This window comes from Neobacillus sp. MER 74 (genome assembly GCF_023714155.1).
This window is the reverse complement of sequence record NZ_JAMAUV010000020.1, coordinates 49,681-70,585: the sequence shown is the minus strand read 5'-3', so window position 1 is coordinate 70,585 and position 20,905 is coordinate 49,681. Positions and strand designations below refer to the sequence as shown.

Here is a 20,905-nt window from a genome sequence, read left to right as displayed (position 1 = left end):
ATGGTCTGGCAATTATGGCGAGAAGGTCACACCCGTTCCCATACCGAACACGGAAGTTAAGCTTCTCAGCGCCGATGGTAGTTGGGACACGCGTCCCTGTGAGAGTAGGACGTTGCCAGGCTGTAATATTATTGTTCCGCAGTAGCTCAGTGGTAGAGCTATCGGCTGTTAACCGATCGGTCGTAGGTTCGAGTCCTACCTGCGGAGCCATTTTTATGTAAACTAAGTTTAGCTGTGCTTCCATAGCTCAGTAGGTAGAGCACTTCCATGGTAAGGAAGAGGTCAGCGGTTCGAGCCCGCTTGGAAGCTTACCTATTTTAATAATAGTATGGCCCCTTGGTCAAGCGGTTAAGACACCTCCCTTTCACGGAGGTAACACGGGTTCGAGTCCCGTAGGGGTCACCATAACTTTTTCACGTTAGTGAAAATAACTTTCATTTATTTGGAGGATTAGCTCAGCTGGGAGAGCATCTGCCTTACAAGCAGAGGGTCGGCGGTTCGATCCCGTCATCCTCCACCATAATTTTATTATGTAAACCTATGCCGGGGTAGCTCAATTGGTAGAGCAACTGACTTGTAATCAGTAGGTTGGGGGTTCAAGTCCTCTCGCCGGCACCATTTTTTAAAATTTAATATGGAGGGGTAGCGAAGTGGCTAAACGCGGCGGACTGTAAATCCGCTCCCTCCGGGTTCGGCGGTTCGAATCCGTCCCCCTCCACCATTATATTTTTAAAAAAGTTGGTCATACTAGATATTATCACATCATTATTGGGCTATAGCCAAGCGGTAAGGCATCGCACTTTGACTGCGACATGCGTTGGTTCAAATCCAGCTAGCCCAGCCAGAGAGCCATTAGCTCAGTTGGTAGAGCATCTGACTTTTAATCAGAGGGTCGAAGGTTCGAGTCCTTCATGGCTCATATAGGAAAAGCAAAAAACTTTGGATAAACTTCCAAAGTTTTTTTTGCTTTTCTTACGTATATTCATACATTATTTTGTCGAGTTGAGTCATCGGTATGAAAGCGGTTAAAATAGAATCATATTGGGGTAGGAGGAATTATTATGAACAAGCTTTCGATTATTGGAATGCCGATGGATTTAGGACAAATGAGACGTGGGGTGGACATGGGGCCAAGTGCGATCCGTTATGCGGGGGTAGTTGAACGCCTAAAGCCGCTATTTGATGAAATACATGATTTAGGGGATATTCCAATTGGAAGACCTGAAGTAGTAGTTGATAAAGAATCCAATTTACGAAATTTAGATTTAGTTGCGGAAAAAAGTGCTTTACTTGCTGAAAAAGTAGATGCTGCTGTGGAGTCTGGTGCATTTCCACTCGTTCTTGGCGGTGATCATAGTATCGCAATTGGTACTTTAGCAGGTGTATCTAAACATTATAAAAACCTTGGAGTAATTTGGTATGATGCCCATGGTGATTTAAATACGGCTGAAACAAGTCCCACAGGTAATATCCACGGAATGCCTCTAGCCGTCAGTATCGGGTTAGGTCACAGCAAGTTAACCGATATAGGCGGATATGGTCCAAAAGTAAAACCAGAGAATGTAGTCATTATTGGTGCAAGGGCGCTGGATGATGGAGAAAAAGAATTAATTAAAGAAATAGGTATCAAGGTTTATACAATGCATGAAATAGACCGAATGGGGATGGCCGCAGTAATGGAGGAAACAATTGCCTACCTTAAGGATAAAACAGATGGTGTTCATTTATCACTTGATCTAGATGGTTTAGATCCTAATGATGCTCCAGGCGTTGGTACACCAGTTATTGGTGGAATCAGTTACCGTGAAAGTCATCTTGCCATGGAGATGTTAGAAGAGGCAAAAATTATTACCTCTGCAGAATTTGTTGAAGTAAACCCTATTTTAGATGAAAAAAATAAAACAGCTAAAGTTGCTGTTGAGCTAATGGGCTCATTATTCGGGGAAAAATTATTATAAAAAAAACAGCTTAGAGTCAAGCCCATTATTATGTGTAAATTCATTCCTATGAAAAACAATTCTAAGCAGCTTATTTATTTTTTGGTGTACTGGAAGGGGGGTACCCCCCTTCCAGTACACCAAAAATTCGCGCTTCGCGGTTGCTATTTCTTCTCTTCTTGGTCCCGAATTATTCTTCTTCCTACTTCCTCGGCATAGTCCATTAAAACTGCCCCAATTAATCGGAATGCGGATTGTGTATTAGGGAATATTCTAATTACCTTCTCTCTTCTCCGGACTTCCTCATTAATTCTTTCTAACGAGTTTGTACTTCGAATATGCTTATGGTATTTTGGTTTCTCATTTAGATGTTGAATGGCATCTTCGAAGCCTTCTTCTAATATCTCTATAGCTTTTTCTAGTTTTGGATTAGCTCCAAATTGCTCAATGAACTCATTTTTATATCTTCTTGCCTCTTCAACTGTGGCTACCTCAAATATTCTTTTTAAACCCATTTTCTCTTCGTCCATGCCTTTTTTTGGCATATGCGTAATGATATTCTTTTTGAAATGCACCGTGCATCTTTGCCAGGAGGATCCAACAAACTCTGTACCAATGGCAGACTTTAACCCTTTGTGTGCGTCTGAAATAACTAACTTAGGTGATTGTAGTCCTCTTGACTTTAGGTACTGGAAAAATCGTTGCCAGGATTCAGTGCTCTCCCCGTGGTCTACTCTCAAACCTAGGATTTCACGTCTATTGTTTTGGTCAACGGCCGTTGCGATATAAACAGCTTTAGAAACGACACGATTATGTTCTCTTACTTTGATATACATGGCATCTGCGAAGATATAAGGGTAGTACATCGTATTCAGAGGTCGACTTGCCCATTTATTCACTACAGGATCTAGCTTTTCTGTAATCGTGGATACAAATGATTTAGACACCTTTTGCCCACAGAGTTGTTCAACGATTTTGGAAACTTTTCTTGTGGAGACCCCATTTACCACCATTTCAAGCATGGCTAATACGAGAGCTTGGTCACAACGAGCATATTGTTCAAACACAGTAGTGGAAAAGTCTCCACTACGAGTACGTGGTACTCGAAGAGTAATTTTTCCAATGCTAATTAATAAATCACGATCATAGTATCCGTTGCGGTAGTCACGTCGTAAATTAGAACGTTCATAGGATCCGGCTTGCAAGAACTCATCACGTTCTTTTTCCATAAAAGAATTCAATACCAAGACGATAGACGCTTTAATGACAGCATCTATATTAGAGTTCATAACAGAATCTTTTAAATCATCAATATTTAGGTTAAACTGTACTTGAGTCATAATTAATTCCTCCACATTGTTTTCGTCGCTGATAACATTGTTGACAATAGGAATTAATTTGACTCGTTTTCTTTTTACACAATTATACGGACTCAACCCAGCTTAGTCGAGTAGTTAACGGCAAAAGTAAAATAAGCGGAGCTTTTCCGGTTAAAAGCAGAATGGAGTTCATTTTGTGGTAAATAAGCGGAGTTTTTCCGTTTAAGCAAAGCAAAATCCCCCATTTTAGCATTTTTTGAGTAAATAGACGGAATTTCTCCGGCTATTTACTCATTTTTTTATACTCATTTCAAATTAGGCGGAATTTTTCCGTCTAATTCTCAGCTCGCCTGCTTTACCTAATCCCCCAAACCGAACCGAAAAGTGCACCCCGTCATCTAATAAAAAAGCACCCGAAATCGGACAGCTGCACATCATCTGTGCGGCTGTTTTTTTATTTTTAGCTTATTATTAAACCTTTTAGGATATTTTTGTTAATATTAAAGGTGTTGTAAATTTTTTTCGTTTTTAAACGAAACTTTTCTGTTATCGATACGTATTATCGGTTAGCAGCAACGGAGCTGAGGTAACTTAATGGATGCAATAGTAAAAAAGAGAATAAAGCAAGTAATCAAGGGAGACCAGGATGCCTTTGGTGAAATTGTTGAATTATATAAAAACAGTATTTATCAACTTTGTTTTCGCATGCTTGGTAATCGCCATGAAGCAGAGGATATTGCACAGGAAGCTTTTATCCGTGCCTTTGTTAATATCAAATCCTTTAATCAAGATTTGAAATTTTCAACCTGGCTGTTTCGGATTGCTACCAATCTGTGTATTGACCGAATGCGTAAAAAGAAACCCGATCATTATTTAGATGCTGAAGTTGCAGGGACAGACGGCTTAACCATGTACTCACAGATCTCTTCCAACACACCGCTGCCTGAGACGGAGTTAGAAAGTTTAGAACTGCAAGAAACCGTCCAAAACGAGATCTTAAAACTGCCTGACAAATATCGGTCAGCCATTGTTTTGAAATATATGGAAGAGCTCTCCTTGAATGAAATTAGTGAAATTCTTGAATTACCCCTGGGGACGGTTAAAACAAGAATTCACCGGGGACGAGAAGCACTTAGACAACAATTAAGATATGTATGATGAGAGGTGAAACTGTCAATGTGTCCAGAGCAAATCATCGAGCTAATGCATGAATACTTAGATGAGGAAATTACACCCGAACATGAACAAACCCTAAGAGAACACCTCCAAAGTTGTAAGGATTGTGAAGCAGTATTTAATGAATTAAAAAAGACGATTGCTTTTGTAAGAAGCGTCTCATATATGCAAGCGCCTGATAATTTTACCGCTAATGTATTGGCACGTTTACCAAAAGAGAAGAGAAAGATTGGAATGCAGCGCTGGATAAAAAACCATCCCATGCTTGCAGCTGCCTCATTATTTCTCGTATTAATGATGGGCAGTCTCTTTTCGACATGGAATGAAGATCGCGAATTTTCGGTTACAAAGCAAAAAAATTTAGTGGTTCAAAATAATACGGTCATCGTTCCTAAAGGTGAAACAGTCAAAGGCGATGTCATCGTCCGGAATGGTAAATTAAAAATTGAAGGCGAAGTCCAAGGGGATGTAACCGTCATAAATGGTGAAAAGTATTTGGCTTCGGCAGGACATGTAACGGGGCAAATTGATGAAGTTAATGAAGTGTTTGATTGGATTTGGTACCATATTAAAAAGACTACACATGATGTTGTTCAAATTTTTGAGAACCAACCAGAAACTAAATAAAAAACAAATCACTCTGTCTGAGTGATTTGTTTTTTTACGAAGATACATATAATAGGTACAAGTGGTATTTATGATATAATAAATAGGTTGTATTTTATATGTGATAAAGAAAATTACGGAGGAAGAACAATGCCGTTTGCTGATTTCGAAATATGGAAGTATTTAGCTAGTATTGTTGATATTGTCCTCGTATGGTATGTCATTTACAAGTTGATCAATGTGATTAGAGGAACGAAGGCCGTTCAATTACTAAAGGGCATTCTCGTTATTCTTTTAGGCAGAGTTGTCAGCGAGTTTCTAGGCTTCCAAACGTTGAGCTGGATGATGGAACAGGCGATAACATACGGGTTTCTTGCGATTATTATCATTTTTCAACCTGAACTCAGGAGAGCCCTTGAGCAATTAGGCAGGGGGAAGTTCTTCTCGAGAAGCAGTACTTTGGATGATGAAGGTCCGGAAAAGGCAGTTGAAGCGATTGTCAAGGCAACCGATTATATGGCAAAGCGCCGTATTGGAGCGTTAATCTCTATTGAAAGAGAAACAGGAATGGGCGATTACATAGAAACTGGTATCCAGTTACATTCAAATATTTCCTCAGAATTGCTCATTAATATCTTTATCCCGAATACGCCGCTTCATGATGGTGCGGTTATTATTCAGAAAAATAATGTCGCTGCAGCCGCCTGCTATCTTCCTTTATCCGAAAGTCCATTTATTTCGAAGGAGCTTGGAACGAGGCACCGTGCAGCATTGGGTATCAGCGAAGTCACAGATAGTTTAACTGTCGTTGTATCGGAAGAGACCGGTAATATTTCGCTTACAAAGAATGGGGAACTTCACCGTTCAATCAATCTTGATGAATTAAAGGAATTACTTACGAGTGAATTGTTAATTAACATCAAACCGAAACAAGCTTCTTCAGCTCGTTGGAACTGGAGGGGGAAAAATAATGGATAAATGGATGGATAATCCCTGGTTTATAAAAATCCTAGCTTTGCTATTAGCTGTTCTTCTCTATTCCTCTGTCCCACATACAGGGAAAAAGATAACAGACGTCAATGTTCCAGGAGAACAATCCACGGCCACGATCACTAATATTCCTGTTAATGTTTATTATGATACTGAAAATTTAGTCGTGTCTGGGATTCCAAGCAATGTTGAAATCACCTTAAAGGGTCCACTGACGCACATCCAGACGGCAAAGGCCTTAAAAAACTTTGAAGTGTATGTAGATTTAACAAAGGCCAAAGTTGGAAAACAGAAGGTGAAAGTAAAGGTTAGAAATCTATCAGATAAATTGACGGCAACGGTGAAACCAAGTAGTGTGACTGTTTCTGTCCAAGAGAAGATTACCAAGGAATTTAAGGTAGAGGCAGAATTTAATAAGAATCAAATTGATGAGGGGTATTCAGCAGGTATCCCTGTGGTTGAACCTAATAAGGTAAAGATTACAGGCGCAAAAAATATCGTTGACCGGATTAGCTATGTTAAGGCAACTCTAGAAACAAGAAATAAACTAAAAGATACGATTACTGATGAAGCTGACATCCAGGTACTTGATAAAGATCTAAATAAGTTAAATGTTCAAGTGGAACCTAATACGGTTAAAATTACAATTCCAGTGAAAAGCAACACAAAGACTGTGCCAATCAATATTGTTAGAAATGGAACCGCCCCAGAGGGAGTGACAATTGAGTCGATTGAAATCGATAAAAAAGAAGCAACCGTCTACGGGAGTGAAAGTGTTCTAAATAATACTGAAAGAGTCCGCGTGGAAGTAGATCTTAGCAAAATTACCGATAATACCACATTGACATTGCCTGTCATCATTTCAAATGGGATTACCAAGGTGACACCGCAATTGGTAAAAGCAACGGTTGTAGTCAAAAAGGAAGAAGAAAAAACCCTTTCGGATGTACCTGTAACCATTAAAGGATTATCCGATGAATATGAGGCTACCATTAATGATCCTGAAAATCAGTTGATTGATATACTAGTTAACGGCCCCGCTTCAAAAGTTACTCGCGTTAAGGCTGAAGACTTTAATGTCTTTATCGATGTGTCTAACCTTGAAGAAGGGGATCATGAAGTAGACATTCATGTTGACGGTCCTTCTGCAGTAGAATGGAAACCAGCTAAATCATCAGCGAAAATTACGATCCATAAAATTAATGCATAAAATCCAGCAATACACATGTTGAAGGAGAGATTTTTAAAATGGGAAAATATTTCGGTACCGATGGGGTACGTGGAGTAGCAAATAGTGAATTAACACCGGAACTTGCTTTTAAATTAGGACGATTTGGCGGATATGTTTTAACAAAGGACAAGGATCGTCCTAAAGTCCTCATCGGACGTGATACTCGTATATCTGGGCATATGTTAGAAGGAGCACTGGTAGCGGGGTTACTATCTATTGGAGCGGAAGTTATGCGTTTGGGGGTTATTTCTACTCCAGGTGTTTCATATTTAACAAAAGCCTTAGGTGCACAAGCAGGTGTTATGATTTCTGCTTCCCATAATCCAGTCGCCGATAATGGAATTAAATTTTTTGGTCCGGATGGCTTTAAACTCTCTGATGAGCAGGAGTTAGAAATTGAAGAACTTATTGATATGCCAGAGGATCAGCTGCCTCGACCAGTCGGTTCAGAACTTGGGCAAGTCATGGATTATTTCGAAGGCGGTCAAAAATACCTGCAATACTTGAAAAATAGTGTCGATGAAGATTTTTCTGGGATCCATATTGCTTTAGATTGTGCGCATGGGGCGACATCTTCGTTAGCCGCACATTTATTTGCTGATTTGGATGCAGATCTCTCCACCATGGGAGCTTCTCCGAATGGGTTAAATATCAATGCGGGTGTCGGTTCCACACACCCTGAAGCATTAGCCGCTTTAGTGAAAGAAAAAGGTGCAGATGTGGGTCTTTCTTTTGACGGTGATGGTGACCGTTTAATTGCCATTGATGAAAATGGATCAATCGTGGATGGCGACCAAATCATGTATATTTGTGGTAAATATCTAAAAGAACAAGGTCGACTAAAACATGGAACCATTGTTTCAACTGTTATGAGCAATCTCGGCTTCTATAAAGCACTAGAAGCTCATGGAATCCATAGTGTACCGACAGCTGTGGGTGACCGTTATGTTGTCGAAGAAATGAAGAAAAATGGATTTAATCTTGGCGGAGAACAATCCGGCCATATTATCTTCCTAGACTATAACACCACTGGGGATGGCTTATTATCAGGATTGCAGTTAGTTAACATTATGAAGGTTACGGGGAAGAAGTTATCTGAACTGGCTGGTGAAATGAAGAAATTCCCTCAGAAACTTGTCAATGTGAGAGTAACCGACAAACACCATGTAACCGATAATGCACAAGTAAAAGGGGTTATTGAGCAGGTTGAAGCTGAAATGGCCGGAGACGGTAGAATTCTCGTGCGGCCATCTGGAACAGAACCACTTGTCCGTGTTATGGCAGAAGCACCAACAGAGGAATTATGTGAATCCTATGTAAACCGAATTGTAGCAGTAGTCAAGGAAGAAATGGAATTAAAAGAAGAATAGAACCCATATAATATGCATAAGGGAACGGTCTCCTTCCTTTATGCATATTTTATTATGTATGAATGATGACGAATTCCTGTTTTTGGTTGACGGGGACACGTAATCATAGTAGTATTAATTTGCTTTGTTTCTTAAAGCAAAATACTGCATAATTTCAACGAAAGGCGGGGAGTGAGAACATAAGAGTTACCATAAAAAAAAAGCGCCTGGACTAACCTAATGTGGTGGGTTAGTTGACGAGGAGGAGGAGTATCGAATGTTCGGCGGATACCTCCCGGTTGAAGACGCACAACCGAAAATTTCTTCTTTAAAACACAGAGGCAACTTTGTGCACAAAGAGAAGAAAATGCGCATACTAACAGTAATGCAAAAAGGGTATAGACAGATACCTTAAAAACAGAGATAAGGGGGCAAGCATTAGCCTCCAAAGCATTCTTGCCCCCTATATCAGGGAGGAACTAGAAAATGTGTGGAATCGTAGGATATATCGGAAATAATGATACAAAAGAAATTTTATTAAAAGGCTTAGAAAAGCTTGAGTATAGAGGTTATGATTCAGCAGGCATAGCAGTTATGAACAAAAATGGAGTTCATGTTTTTAAGGAAAAAGGCCGTATAGCTGATTTACGTCAAATCGTTGATGAAAATATTGCGGCAAATGTGGGAATTGGTCATACCCGTTGGGCAACACATGGTGTTCCTAGTAAGGTAAATTCTCATCCACATCAAAGTGCTTCAGGTCGGTTTACCTTAGTTCATAACGGGGTAATTGAGAACTATGACCTTTTAAAGCGTGAATATTTAGCTGATGTCTCGTTCACGAGCGAAACAGATACAGAAGTTATTGTTCAGCTGATTGAATTATTTGTCAGCCAAGGATCAGAGGTTTTAGAGTCATTCCGTAAAACCCTAGAGCTGTTACACGGTTCATATGCGCTTGCGTTATTAGATGCACAAGACAACGAAACCATTTATGTGGCAAAAAACAAAAGTCCCCTTCTTGTCGGATTAGGAAATGACTTTAATGTGATTGCCAGCGACGCAATGGCAATGATTCAAGTTACGAATCAATACCTGGAATTAATGGATAAAGAAGTTGTCCTTGTTTCGAAGGATGAAGTGACCATTCAAAATCTTAATGGTGAAATTATCAGTCGAAAGCCATATACAGCGGAACTGGATGCAAGTGACATCGAAAAGGGTACGTACCCTCACTATATGTTAAAAGAGATTGATGAGCAGCCGCTTGTGATGCGTAAGATTATACAAACGTACCAAAATACTCAGGGTGAATTAACCATTGATGATGAGATCATTGCGGCCGTGAATAAATCAGACCGGATTTATATTGTAGCAGCAGGAACCTCTTACCATGCAGGGCTTGTCGGTAAGCAGTTCATTGAAAACATTGCCAAAGTTCCTGTCGAAGTGCATATTGCTAGTGAATTTGTTTACAATATGCCGCTTCTTACAGAAAAGCCTTTGTTTATTTTCATTTCACAAAGTGGAGAAACGGCCGACAGCCGTGCAGTGCTTGTTAAAGTAAAAGAATTAGGTTACCCAACTTTAACAATTACAAATGTCCCAGGCTCAACACTTTCTCGTGAAGCGGATTATACACTTTTGCTTCATGCAGGTCCTGAAATTGCCGTTGCTTCTTCGAAAGCATACACTGCACAACTTGCTGTACTTGCCATTTTGGCTGAGGTAACAGCTAAGAGCCAAAACATCGACGTTGAGATGGATTTAGTCCATGAACTAGGAATTATCGCAAATGCAATGGAAGTGCTATGTGACTCTAAAGAGTTGATTGAGCACATTTCAAGAGAATTCTTATCAGTAACAAGGAATGCTTTCTTCATCGGCCGCGGTGTTGACTATTATGTAGGTTTAGAAGGTGCCTTGAAGCTGAAGGAAATTTCGTATATCCAAGCTGAGGGCTTTGCAGGTGGAGAATTAAAGCACGGAACGATTGCCTTAATCGAAGAGGGCACACCAGTAATCGCTCTTGCCACCCAAGAAAGTGTAAACTTAAGCATCCGTGGAAATGTGAAAGAGGTTGCTGCACGTGGAGCAAGCACTTGTATCATTTCAATGAAGGGCTTAAATATGGACGAAGATAGCTTCGTCATCCCAGAAGTCCATGAATTATTAACACCACTTATCTCTGTTATACCAATGCAGTTAATTGCTTACTACGCCGCTCTGCACCGTGATTGTGACGTGGATAAACCGCGTAACCTTGCGAAATCGGTAACGGTGGAGTAATAAGTCTGTCCTAAGAAACTGTTGTGTTGAAAGACAAAAAAGTCGGGAACTGAACAAAAAAGTCGGGAACCGTACAAAAAAGTTGGGAACTGGACAAAAAAGTCAGGAACCGACTGAAGAATTGTCAATCAACAATTATGTAAGATCGAACTAGTAAGACTCAATCCAATTTCAGGATTGGGTCTTTTTTTGTCAAGCAGGAAGTCTTGAAAAATATATGAATTAAGAATTGGTTGTATAATGATTTTTAATTGATAAAGAATATTAATGTTAAAATAAGAGTATAGATTGTGAAAGAATGTACTTAAACTAACGGTGCAGTTTACTTGAAGAAGGTTTATTGATTCCTCTACCGAATTGGTTAATATAAATAATAAAAATAGAGGTGCTTAATGGATATTTTGTATGATGATAAATATCATCTGCATTTAGGTTATTACGAGGATAATTGTGATTATGAGTCGATTGCTTTTAAAAGAAAATATGAGGACATTTGGGACATTTTCTTTGATTTTAAAGGGTATGGGCTTGAAAATATTACCTCAGAGAACGAAACAACATTAGAACCATTTGGAACAAGAATTTTTTCAATCTCCAATAAAGAAGTTGATTATGATATTGGAGTACAGAAGTTTAGGCAATGGTTATCCATTAATAAAATTATTTAAATAGTTGGTTAATGAAGATAATCTCTGCGGCAATCCTGTTTTTGTTCTTCAACTAAAGAAGCAGGTTAGTGAAAGAAGGAAATCTATATAAAAGAGGAGAAATATTATTTTATAATAAAATAGGGGTTGATGATTTGAACTTTCGGACTATTGATATTGAAAAAGATAAGGATATGATTATTAAATTCAGAAAAGATTCTTATGTTGTAAGTTTTGGGACTGAAGAAGGTTTTGGGGATGAAATAGCTTATATTAATCGGATTAGAGAACGAGTCAATAAATTCCCTAATGGACAGGTAATCATTGAAGAAGACAATAAACCAATTGGGCAAATGGAACTTCAAATTCAGGAATTCAGTGGAAATGAAATTGGCTATGTAAATTTATTCTATCTTATACCAGAATATCGCAGTAAAGGACTTGGAAAGGAATTAATTTGCTACGCAGAAAATTTTTTCAGAAAATCAAATGTATCTGAATATCATTTACGGGTTTCTCCTGATAATCAAAGAGCCATTCGTTTATATACTAAATCTGGAATGGTGATGGTATGCGAAGAGGATGAAGAGTATCTGGTATGGAGAATGAGAAAATTATTGTAAAATCATTTTATTATTTTAATAAATATAGGTTGATATAAGAGCTTGCCCTTTCCTCTTCAACTATCCTGAAAAATAGTAATTGGGAAAGGGCATTTTGGCAATACGAAACTAAATCCTATAAGATCCATTTTTTTTTTAAGATCTGGGTCTCGAATTTTAGATATAGTTTTTTGACCATAATTACGCTATTGCTTCAACAGTTACTTTACAACCAAGAGTCTCTAATCGTTTGATAGATTGCTTAATTACGATTTCTTTCTTTCGTCGGTCGAAGTAATCTGCACCCAACTCAATATAGGGTACTCTTCTGTTTAACATGTGATATGCAATTGTTAATATGGTATGTCCAACCGCGACTGCTGCGCGTTTTTTACCAACTCGTGCTGCTAAACGTTGGTATTGGGAAGCAAGATAGGTGTTTTTTGTTCTTGCTGCCGAATGTGCTGCTTCAACAAGTGCTGCTCGTAGTTTTTTATTACCTTTTCTGGTTTTTCCGGACTTTTTTTTTCCAGCACTTTCATTGTTACCCGGAACCATTCCAGCCCATGAACATAAATGAGGAGCCGAAGGAAACTGGTTTGAAATATCTATGCCAATTCCGATTTCAGCCAAAAGTTGTTCGGCGTGACTTCTGCCAATTCCAGGGATAGAATCAAGCAATTCAATATCTTCTTCATAAGGCTGCATGCGTTGCTGGACTTCTTCACTTAACAGTTCAATCTGTTGATCCATAAAGTCAATGTGTGAAAGTTGAGTTTTTAACATCATCTTTTGATGGGGTCCAACGGATCCTACTAAAGCACGTTCTAAATCACCCTTTTTTTTCTTCAAGCCCCTCTTAGCTAAGCTTGATAATGTTTGTGGATCATTTATACCGTTAATAATCGCTTCAATCATTGCTCGACCTGAGACACCCATAATGTCAGTCGCAACTGAAGAAAGTTTAATATTAGCACCTTCTAGAACCTTTTGGATTCTACTAATCTCCCTAGCCCTTTCTTCGATTAGACTACGACGGTATCGAACTAACTCACGTAGTTCTCTTTGTTCCCGATTAGGGATATAACTGTGTTGAAGAAGACCATGGCGTAGCAATTTCGCAATCCATTCCGCATCTTTTACATCAGTTTTACGTCCGGGAACAGCCTTAATATGAGCAGCATTTACAACCATCGGTTGTATTTCTTCTAGTTCTAGTAGATTGTAAATTGGTTTCCAATAAACACCTGTACTTTCCATGGCAACATGAGTACATCGCTTATTTTTAATCCAATCTACCAATTGGAAAAGGTCATTTGTCATAGTACCAAATGTTTCGATTTCTTTTCCTTTTGGAGTAATCGCGCAAGCGGTAATACTCTTTTTGTGAACATCAAGTCCGCAACAGTGATTGAATACAACATCCATTGTTAAAACCCTTCCAAGGCTGAAATAAATTAAGGCTGGTGCAACAACCATATAAGATTAATCTATCCTGCGTGCTTCTCATTTGAGAGCAACAATTTGTGGTGCACCTGGTCGTAGTGAATCAGTCTACCATGCGGGCTTAAAAGCACCATAGTTGAACGACCTTCCTTCGCCAGCCATATTAATAGGATTGACAGGAGGCAGGGGAGCTAGACTAGTATAAAAAACATTTTCATTCATTTGATGGTGCCGCAACGCGGCATGGGTGTCTACCATGAAAATTAACTTCTGTGACATCCGAAAAATGGCAATACTTAAATAGACGCAGCTCATTCATCTTTTTAAAAAAGGGGAGGAGCGTCTAATCGATGGTGTATATGTACTTGATTAATGGATTAGGAGGCTTCTGTTATTGTAACCGTATAACCTAAGTTTTCTAGTCTTCGAACCGAATGCCGTACAATAGATACTTGTCTTTGCTTATCAAAATAATCTTCGCCTAAGTCAACGTACATTTCTTTTCGGGTTAGAAGGTAATATGCGATTCGCAACATCGCATGGGCGACTACAATTGCTGCCTTTTTCTTTCCCTTTCGTCCAGCTGTGCGTCTATACAGTGCACCGAGATAGTTTTTTGAACCTCTTACTGATTGAGCTGCTTCTGTTAATGCGGATCTTAAATACTTATTTCCCTTTTTTGATCTGCTAGATTTTCTTTTTCCTGCGCTTTCATTGTGTCCAGGGACCAAGGCTGCCCATGAACACAAATGTGCGGCAGTCGGGAATTGGTTTCCAACATCCGTACCAATTTCAGCTAAGATTTGTTCAGCCATTCTTGTGGCGATACCAGGAATGGAATCGAGTCGTTCTATATCTTCTTGATATGTGCTTACTCTTTGCGCTATCTCTTGGTCTAACATTTCAATTTGCTCAGTTAGAAAATCAATGTGAGTTAAAATCGTTTTTAACATTAAGCGTTGGTGTGGGTTTACATAGCCCTGAAGTGCCAATTCAAGTTCTTCTTTTTTCTTTTTCATTGTACGACGAGCGAAGTTTGCTAGTTTTTCAGGATCTTCTTCACCATCTGCGATTGCTCGAAGCATATCTTTCGATGAAACACCCATAATATCAGATACAACAGAACCTAGTTTAATGTTGGCTCCTTCTAAAACCTTTTGAATCCTATTATGTTGTCTGGCGCGTTCTTCAATGATACTCCGGCGATAGCGAACAAGTTCCCGCAGTTCTCGTTGATTCCGATCCGGAATGAAACTTGCTTTCAGTAGTCCATGACGAAGAAGTTGGGCTATCCATTCGGCATCTTTAACATCCGTTTTGCGTCCCGGAAGTGCCTTCATGTGTTGAGCATTTACAACTAAAAACTCTATTCCTTCGGACTCTAATAAATTAACAATAGGTTTCCAATAAACACTCGTACTTTCCATAGCTACGTGAGTAGTACAATTATTCTCCTTAATCCAGTCCAATAACTTTAATAGAAAAACCGTTTTAGTAGAAAATGTTTGAATCTCCTTTCCTTGTGAAGTCATAATACAAGCAGTGATATTGTCCTTATGGACATCTAATCCACATGCTCTTTCAATGATAACATCCACTGAAATCTTCCTTTCTAGGCTTGAAAATTGGAGGCTGGTGCAACAATCAGAATTAGGATTAATCTACCATGAGTGCTTCCCGAAAGGGAGCGACAGTTTGTGGTGCACCGTGGTTGTTGGAGTCAGACTAACGGATGGGCTCTAAGGCACCATAGTTGATCGACCTTCCTCTCCCAGCCATAGAAGCAGTATGGACGGATTCAATACATTTTCATTCTTTGTGGTGAAGAGCTGATTTTTAGCGATTCATGGATGGCTAACGAGCAGGTTAGTTAAACATTAAATGGGTTTAATAATGTTTTATTTGAACAAGCGAAATCGCTTGGCTTGGAGAAGCGGATTGGTTGTTGTGAATAATATTAACTGAAAAGCAAAAACTAACTGTAAGAAATTTACAGGAGTGAGTGTTGTGAAAAAAGGGATTGTTCTCTTTGCAATTTTATTAATGTTTGCCACAGATAACTTGGTTTATGCTAAACCTCCAGAACCAAAGGAAATTAAACCATATGCTGATGACTGGTATGTTACACCAGAAGATATTATTCTAGATATTATATTTCCAGCTATTGATAAAAGGGTAATAAGAGAGTATGGAGGAAAAGAATCTTCTGGCAAATAAGGCGTTTGTTGAACCTATCAAGCCTGAATATTAATTGAATTGGCTATAATGAGTTTTAAGTCATTTACTAAGGAGCTATCCTACATGAACGACATCGACAAATTAAAGAATGTCCATATCATAGTAAACATGGTGCGCGGTCTACAATTTGGGATTGAAGAAAACTTACGGGTTTTAGCTAAGAAGCTTGGAACAACCTATCCAGGACTTAGAATTCTCTGGATTTTACAATATGAAAAAGAAATGACAATCACAAGACTTTCCAAAATGGGATTGTGGGACATATCTACCACACAGAGAATAGTGACTAACTTACGTAAACAAGATTTGGTGGAAATAAATAAAAGTAAAGAGGATAATCGAATAAGATTAGTTAGTTTAAACCAGAATGGGTGGAAACTGATAGAAAGTGCATATGATTACTCATCACAGATGCAATTAAATCCCGACTTGGCTTGTGCTTTGGAAAAAGCCATGAATAAATATGACGACGATGATTTTAACAAGTTTATCGAGATAGGAATATATATGTGTACAGAACTAATTAGTGAAGACTATGTGAACTGGGTTTATAAAGCAATGAAGACCTTCTTAAAAAGAAAAATGTAAGCAAAAAGTAATAATAATAGTTGCAGTTGCAAATAATGTATTTAGATATTTGCAACTGCAACTATTATTTTGTTACAAAGTCTTTCTTTAGGAGGTTATAATGAAAAATTCAAAATTTATTTATATAGCTTTGCTAATTTTGCCATGGCTAACTGTCCCCTTATTAGGGCGAAAATCATTTAAAAAATATCTACCAGCAGCAGTTTTTATGAGTACATTCACTAAAGCATTAGATTTATTCGGTGAAAAGAAAAAATGGTGGCGATTTTATAAAGGAATACCACCTTTAGATAGTATGAATTTTTTTAATTTTGGTCCTTATCTTGTTACAAGTCTTTGGGTGTTAAAAATAACATTCGGTAAATTTTTACTATATTTTATTTCAAATATAATTCTTCACATTTGTTTTATCTATTTTGGAGGTCTGAAAATTGTTAAGCGTTATAAAATATTTGAATTAAAGAAACTAACAAAATTTCAATATTTAATTATCGACTTATTAAGGGCATTAATTCTTTATAGTTTTCATTCCTTAATTAATATAAGTCATAATACGAAAAAGTAAAGTATTGAAAATGAACGGATCTCCAATGCTTTTATAGAACATTGTTAATAATTTCATTTAAAGTTACGGTGCTTTAGTTGAAGAAGTTAAAGGCTGCAATATAATCATTATCTTGATTTTCCGCAATCGGGCGCTTTTCTTTAATAAGAGAGCGTCTTTTTGTAATGCCTCAACACATTTAAGAGATTAGATCTTGTTAGAGTTGAGAAAAGATTGTGAAGATTTCTACTGTGCGAAACGTTTCCTTATAAGTGCGGAAAGCACGAAATAGGAGAATTGCCGAAAGGCAATTACAACTGGTTAATTGAAACTCGGAATGAAAGCCGTCATGTTGAGCTAAAACGAGTTATCTGATACTCCTACATGCATGGAAGGGTAGTAGCTCGAACATGTATGAAGCTAGGTGAAGTCGGCTGAAATGAACCTAAGTTCTAAACAGAATATGGTTCATGATAGGTCGGGATGCTACAAAATATCTAAGGTGAGAATGTCCAAGGGGGCTGACGAACTTGCGAACGTACGGGTCTAGAAACTAATACGCTCGAAAGACGTATGCTGTAAATGCAGTGTCAAGCACCGAAAAGTACGATTAGTACATAGGAACCTCGGAATATCTAACTATGAGGATATAGAATTGACAGGCTTAAAGTAAGCACCTACGGATATATGTAAAGCTAGATTAATCGGAACGTTGTAAGTAAGAAACATCCATTATAAAAACGACTACTATCGGGATGGTGTCTATAAGATAAATATCGAAGCGACTTCATTCTTGCGAAAGTAGGGATATAGTACCGATGAAACGTGTAACGAGCGTGGAGGGATGGTCCCAAGTCTTATTCTTTGAAGGCAAATCAATTTAATGAAACTCACAGGGTCGAGTAAGATGATGGGACTTCCCGCAAGGAAGGAGAAACAATCCATCGGTGAGTACAACTATACGACATGCAGAATATTACAGTATGCAAAACAATTTCGATGACCTTTACGAGCGAAGTAAAAACAATGCGACAAAGGGTTTAAGGCTATATGAACATACCATATCTAAAGAAAATATCTTGTTAGCCTTTAGAAACATCAAAGCTAATACAGGTTCAAAAACCGCTGGAACTGATGGCATCACGATTGAACAATACAAGATTGAAAACGTTGATGAATTTATTGAGGAAATTAGAAAAGCATTAAAAAATTATAAACCTCAAACGGTGCGAAGAGTTGAAATACCTAAACCGAATGGAAAGAAACGACCATTAGGTATTCCAACTATGAGAGATAGATTAATTCAACAGATGTTCAAACAAGTATTAGAGCCAATTTGTGAAGCAAAGTTTTATCACCATTCATACGGTTTTAGACCAAACAGATCAACCCATCATGTAATGGCAAGATGTCAGTATTTAGTTAATAATGTGAAGTTGCACCATGTAGTAGACATCGATATACAAGGTTTCTTTGACAATGTAAATCATTCAAAATTAATCAAACAAATGTATAGTATTGGCATACGGGACAAAAGAGTTTTAACTATTGTTTCGAAAATGCTAAAGGCACCAATAAAAGGCATAGGTGTTCCAACCAAAGGAACCCCGCAAGGGGGAATCCTATCTCCCCTTTTATCAAACATTGTTTTAAATGATTTAGATTGGTGGATAGCTAACCAATGGGAATGCTTAAAATTAAAACATACTTATGCACCTAATAGTAAGACAAGAGCGTTAAAGACAACGAATCTTAAACAAATGTATATCGTCAGATATGCAGATGACTTTAAGATTTTCACAAACTCTCATAAATCAGCTATTAAAATATATCACTCCACCAAAGGATACCTAAAAAGGCAATTAAATCATGATATATCTACCGAGAAATCAGCGATTACTAATCTAAGAAAGAGAAATTCCGATTTTTTAGGTTTTTCTATCAAAGCAGTAACCAAACGTAATAAATATGTAGCCAATACACACATTACGGATAAAAAGAAGAAAAACATATTAGAAAAGCTTAGATATTTAATTCAGGAAATTCAAAACAAGCCAGTACCAAAAACTGTTTTGGAATATAACGCTTTTATTCTCGGAATAAAAAATTACTTTAAAATTGCAACTCATATCAATAAAGACTTCGGAAAAATAGCCTATCATCTAACAAAAACCATGCACAATCGTCTAAAATCCATTGGGAAGTATGGAAAACCTATTAATCCATCAGAAACATATAAGAGACTTCATAAAAATAATTTCAAAACATATAAAATTGCTGGTGTGTATTTATTTCCCTTAGGAGATACACAAACAAGCAATGCTATGAACTTCAGTCAAGATATATGTGACTATACAAAAAAAGGAAGGCTTAAACTTCATCAAAATCTTAGGGCTGACATTGCCATAGAAATAAACAAGATGTTACAAATACCTTACGGTAAAGACAACTTAGAATTCGCAGATAACAGAATTTCAAGATACTCTATGCAACTAGGCAAATGTGCAGTAACAGAGGAATTTTTGACATCCGATAAGCTGCACTGTCACCATAAGTTACCCCGACATATGGGCGGAACCGATGAATTTAGCAATCTTGTAATCGTGCATGAGGATGTACATAGATTAATCCATGCTACTAATGAAAAGACGATTGAACGATATAGGAACATTCTTCAATTAGATGGAAAACAATTGAAGAAGCTAAACCAATACCGTAAGGTTTGTAATTTAATTGCCTTAGCCTAAATGAATAAGATGGAACGCCTAATGCGGTGAAAATCGCACGTTGGGTGTGGAGCAGGGGAAAAGACGGAGATTACCTCAAAGTCTTACCTATTGCTATTAAACTAAAGGGTGCAAGAGTTGTGCGAAATGTTTCTAATTTAAATTGAGGATGGATACATTCCTCTGGTAAAGATTAGACAGTTCCTGTCGGAACTGAAGGATTATATCAAAGAATCAAATGATGGAGTAACGCCCTGAAGGGTTCTCTCTTAGTCGAATAGCACTGGATTTAGTAAGAATGATAGTGTTATAAGCTCGGCGAAAAGGCGTGAGAAACTACCGTAGCAGTTCGGCTGCCGAAATCCTACTCGAAGGAGTGGTGTAGTTCATGATGCTTGAGTTGAATGAATATGGTGAGAATGCAAATAAACCTACAAGAAAAGGGTAAGCTGACGAACTTCTGAATGTACGGGTCTATAAGCACAATACATAGAAATGTGTATATCGCCACAGCGTGAGGTTAGCAGTGGATGAGTAAAAATAACTCATATGAAAGTCCATGATATGTTCCAGGCATATGAACGGCTAACAGGCTTAAAGGAAGCACCTAAGTTCATTCTATAATAGATATAATTCAACATTGTAAGCTGATAACGTGGAGGGCTTACTCCCGACGAAGCGTTGAAAAGAAAAGCGATAATGATAATAGTTGCCGTATAACTTTTCTTTATATCAGTGAAAGTAGTGGCACAGTACCGTTGAAATGTCTAACCAACATGGAGGGATAGCCACAAGACTATTGAAGATACCTTTAATCATGCAAGGCAATTCTTTATCGGTTAATAAGGTTCTCGTATGACTAATAGAGGTTAACCTCCCACGGGAGGCACCGACTTATTGAAACGGAAGAAATGAAACACATTGAGTATAACAATACTGTACAGTGTTATGGTTAAAGTGGATTGGTATAGTTGGAACGCCGTATGCGGTGAAAGCCGCTTGTACGGTGTGGACAGGGGGAAAAGGGAGCGATAACTTCAAACCCTTACCTATCTGTATTAACAAGGTGTTGCAGCAGCAGCATCTTTTTTCTTATTGAGCTAACGGGGCAGGTTAGTGGAAGAAGGAATTTGCTAATATGACGTCTAATATCTAATTAGAACAAGAGGATTTATTTTTGTTGACCTAAACGAGATTTAATAATGGAATCTCTAATC

General features: G+C 38.0%; 17 protein-coding genes, 8 tRNA genes and 1 rRNA gene. 22 read left to right on the top strand and 4 right to left on the bottom strand.

From position 1 onward, the window contains the following. Positions 1-4: 4 nt before the first annotated feature. From rrf to rocF, 10 genes are all read left to right on the top strand, one after another. Positions 5-121 (top strand): 5S ribosomal RNA (rrf, locus tag M3610_RS22515). A 14-nt stretch (positions 122-135) separates the two neighbouring features. Beyond that, positions 136-210: transfer RNA gene (locus tag M3610_RS22510), tRNA-Asn, on the top strand. A 26-nt stretch (positions 211-236) separates the two neighbouring features. Further along, positions 237-309: transfer RNA gene (locus M3610_RS22505), tRNA-Thr, on the top strand. 21 nt (positions 310-330) lie between these two features. Continuing rightward, positions 331-405 (top strand) — tRNA-Glu (locus M3610_RS22500). Between the two features lie 39 nt (positions 406-444). Further along, positions 445-520, top strand: a tRNA-Val gene (locus M3610_RS22495). Between the two features lie 22 nt (positions 521-542). Continuing rightward, positions 543-618, top strand: a tRNA-Thr gene (locus M3610_RS22490). A gap of 18 nt (positions 619-636) precedes the next feature. Further along, a tRNA-Tyr gene (locus M3610_RS22485) sits at positions 637-721 on the top strand. A gap of 48 nt (positions 722-769) precedes the next feature. After that, a tRNA-Gln gene (locus M3610_RS22480) sits at positions 770-844 on the top strand. Positions 845-846: 2 nt separating this feature from the next. Further along, a tRNA-Lys gene (locus M3610_RS22475) sits at positions 847-919 on the top strand. A 142-nt stretch (positions 920-1,061) separates the two neighbouring features. Continuing rightward, positions 1,062-1,958 carry an arginase gene (rocF, locus tag M3610_RS22470; RefSeq protein ID WP_251462782.1) on the top strand — a complete coding sequence of 299 codons (897 nt, stop codon included), beginning with the start codon at positions 1,062-1,064 and terminating at the stop codon, positions 1,956-1,958. Positions 1,959-2,101: 143 nt separating this feature from the next. On the opposite strand, the gene M3610_RS22465 is transcribed toward rocF, so the two are convergent. After that, a complete protein-coding gene (locus M3610_RS22465) occupies positions 2,102-3,277 on the bottom strand; it encodes an IS256 family transposase (protein WP_251462780.1) in 1,176 nt (391 codons plus the stop codon). 573 nt (positions 3,278-3,850) lie between these two features. Here M3610_RS22465 and sigW point away from each other — a divergent pair. The 8 genes from sigW (at position 3,851) to M3610_RS22425 (ending at position 12,167) form a co-directional block, all read left to right on the top strand. Then, the gene (sigW, locus tag M3610_RS22460) at positions 3,851-4,414 is read left to right on the top strand and encodes an RNA polymerase sigma factor SigW (protein ID WP_251462778.1); all 564 of its coding nucleotides are present in this window, start codon (positions 3,851-3,853) and stop codon (positions 4,412-4,414) included. An 18-nt stretch (positions 4,415-4,432) separates the two neighbouring features. Further along, positions 4,433-5,059: an anti-sigma factor family protein gene (locus M3610_RS22455; protein WP_251462776.1), complete on the top strand. Its 627-nt coding sequence runs from the start codon at positions 4,433-4,435 to the stop codon at positions 5,057-5,059. A 129-nt stretch (positions 5,060-5,188) separates the two neighbouring features. Next, on the top strand, positions 5,189-6,016 hold the full coding sequence (gene cdaA, locus M3610_RS22450; RefSeq protein ID WP_098576656.1) for a diadenylate cyclase CdaA: 828 nt from the start codon (positions 5,189-5,191) through the stop codon (positions 6,014-6,016). Beyond that, positions 6,009-7,238, top strand: coding sequence for a CdaR family protein (locus tag M3610_RS22445; RefSeq protein ID WP_251462774.1), 1,230 nt, complete (start codon positions 6,009-6,011; stop codon positions 7,236-7,238). The genes cdaA and M3610_RS22445 overlap by 8 nt, the downstream gene beginning before the upstream one ends. A gap of 38 nt (positions 7,239-7,276) precedes the next feature. After that, the gene (gene glmM, locus M3610_RS22440) at positions 7,277-8,629 is read left to right on the top strand and encodes a phosphoglucosamine mutase (RefSeq protein ID WP_251462772.1); all 1,353 of its coding nucleotides are present in this window, start codon (positions 7,277-7,279) and stop codon (positions 8,627-8,629) included. A 465-nt stretch (positions 8,630-9,094) separates the two neighbouring features. Next, a complete protein-coding gene (gene glmS / locus M3610_RS22435; RefSeq protein WP_251462771.1) occupies positions 9,095-10,897 on the top strand; it encodes a glutamine--fructose-6-phosphate transaminase (isomerizing) in 1,803 nt (600 codons plus the stop codon). A gap of 392 nt (positions 10,898-11,289) precedes the next feature. After that, complete coding sequence (locus M3610_RS22430; RefSeq protein ID WP_251462769.1) at positions 11,290-11,565, top strand: DUF3986 family protein; 276 nt, start codon at positions 11,290-11,292, stop codon at positions 11,563-11,565. 68 nt (positions 11,566-11,633) lie between these two features. Continuing rightward, positions 11,634-12,167 (top strand): GNAT family N-acetyltransferase, encoded by a 534-nt coding sequence (locus M3610_RS22425; RefSeq protein ID WP_251462767.1) that lies wholly within the window; start codon positions 11,634-11,636, stop codon positions 12,165-12,167. Between the two features lie 180 nt (positions 12,168-12,347). Here the strand turns inward: M3610_RS22425 and M3610_RS22420 are convergent, their stop codons facing one another. The 3 genes from M3610_RS22420 to M3610_RS22410 all read right to left on the bottom strand — a co-directional run bounded on the left by M3610_RS22420 (position 12,348) and on the right by M3610_RS22410 (position 15,190). Beyond that, complete coding sequence (locus M3610_RS22420) at positions 12,348-13,574, bottom strand: IS110 family RNA-guided transposase (RefSeq protein WP_251462765.1); 1,227 nt, start codon at positions 13,572-13,574, stop codon at positions 12,348-12,350. A gap of 126 nt (positions 13,575-13,700) precedes the next feature. Beyond that, positions 13,701-13,850 (bottom strand): hypothetical protein, encoded by a 150-nt coding sequence (locus tag M3610_RS22415; RefSeq protein WP_251462763.1) that lies wholly within the window; start codon positions 13,848-13,850, stop codon positions 13,701-13,703. A gap of 119 nt (positions 13,851-13,969) precedes the next feature. Next, positions 13,970-15,190 (bottom strand): IS110 family RNA-guided transposase, encoded by a 1,221-nt coding sequence (locus M3610_RS22410; RefSeq protein ID WP_251462761.1) that lies wholly within the window; start codon positions 15,188-15,190, stop codon positions 13,970-13,972. 409 nt (positions 15,191-15,599) lie between these two features. Here M3610_RS22410 and M3610_RS22405 point away from each other — a divergent pair, with 409 nt between their 5' ends. The 4 genes from M3610_RS22405 to ltrA all read left to right on the top strand — a co-directional run bounded on the left by M3610_RS22405 (position 15,600) and on the right by ltrA (position 19,709). Then, a complete protein-coding gene (locus M3610_RS22405; RefSeq protein WP_251462759.1) occupies positions 15,600-15,809 on the top strand; it encodes a hypothetical protein in 210 nt (69 codons plus the stop codon). A gap of 84 nt (positions 15,810-15,893) precedes the next feature. Then, a complete protein-coding gene (locus tag M3610_RS22400) occupies positions 15,894-16,418 on the top strand; it encodes a MarR family winged helix-turn-helix transcriptional regulator (RefSeq protein ID WP_251462757.1) in 525 nt (174 codons plus the stop codon). A 100-nt stretch (positions 16,419-16,518) separates the two neighbouring features. Continuing rightward, a complete protein-coding gene (locus M3610_RS22395) occupies positions 16,519-16,983 on the top strand; it encodes a hypothetical protein (RefSeq protein ID WP_251462755.1) in 465 nt (154 codons plus the stop codon). 926 nt (positions 16,984-17,909) lie between these two features. After that, positions 17,910-19,709 (top strand): group II intron reverse transcriptase/maturase, encoded by a 1,800-nt coding sequence (gene ltrA, locus M3610_RS22390; RefSeq protein ID WP_251462754.1) that lies wholly within the window; start codon positions 17,910-17,912, stop codon positions 19,707-19,709. Positions 19,710-20,905 lie beyond the last annotated feature (1,196 nt).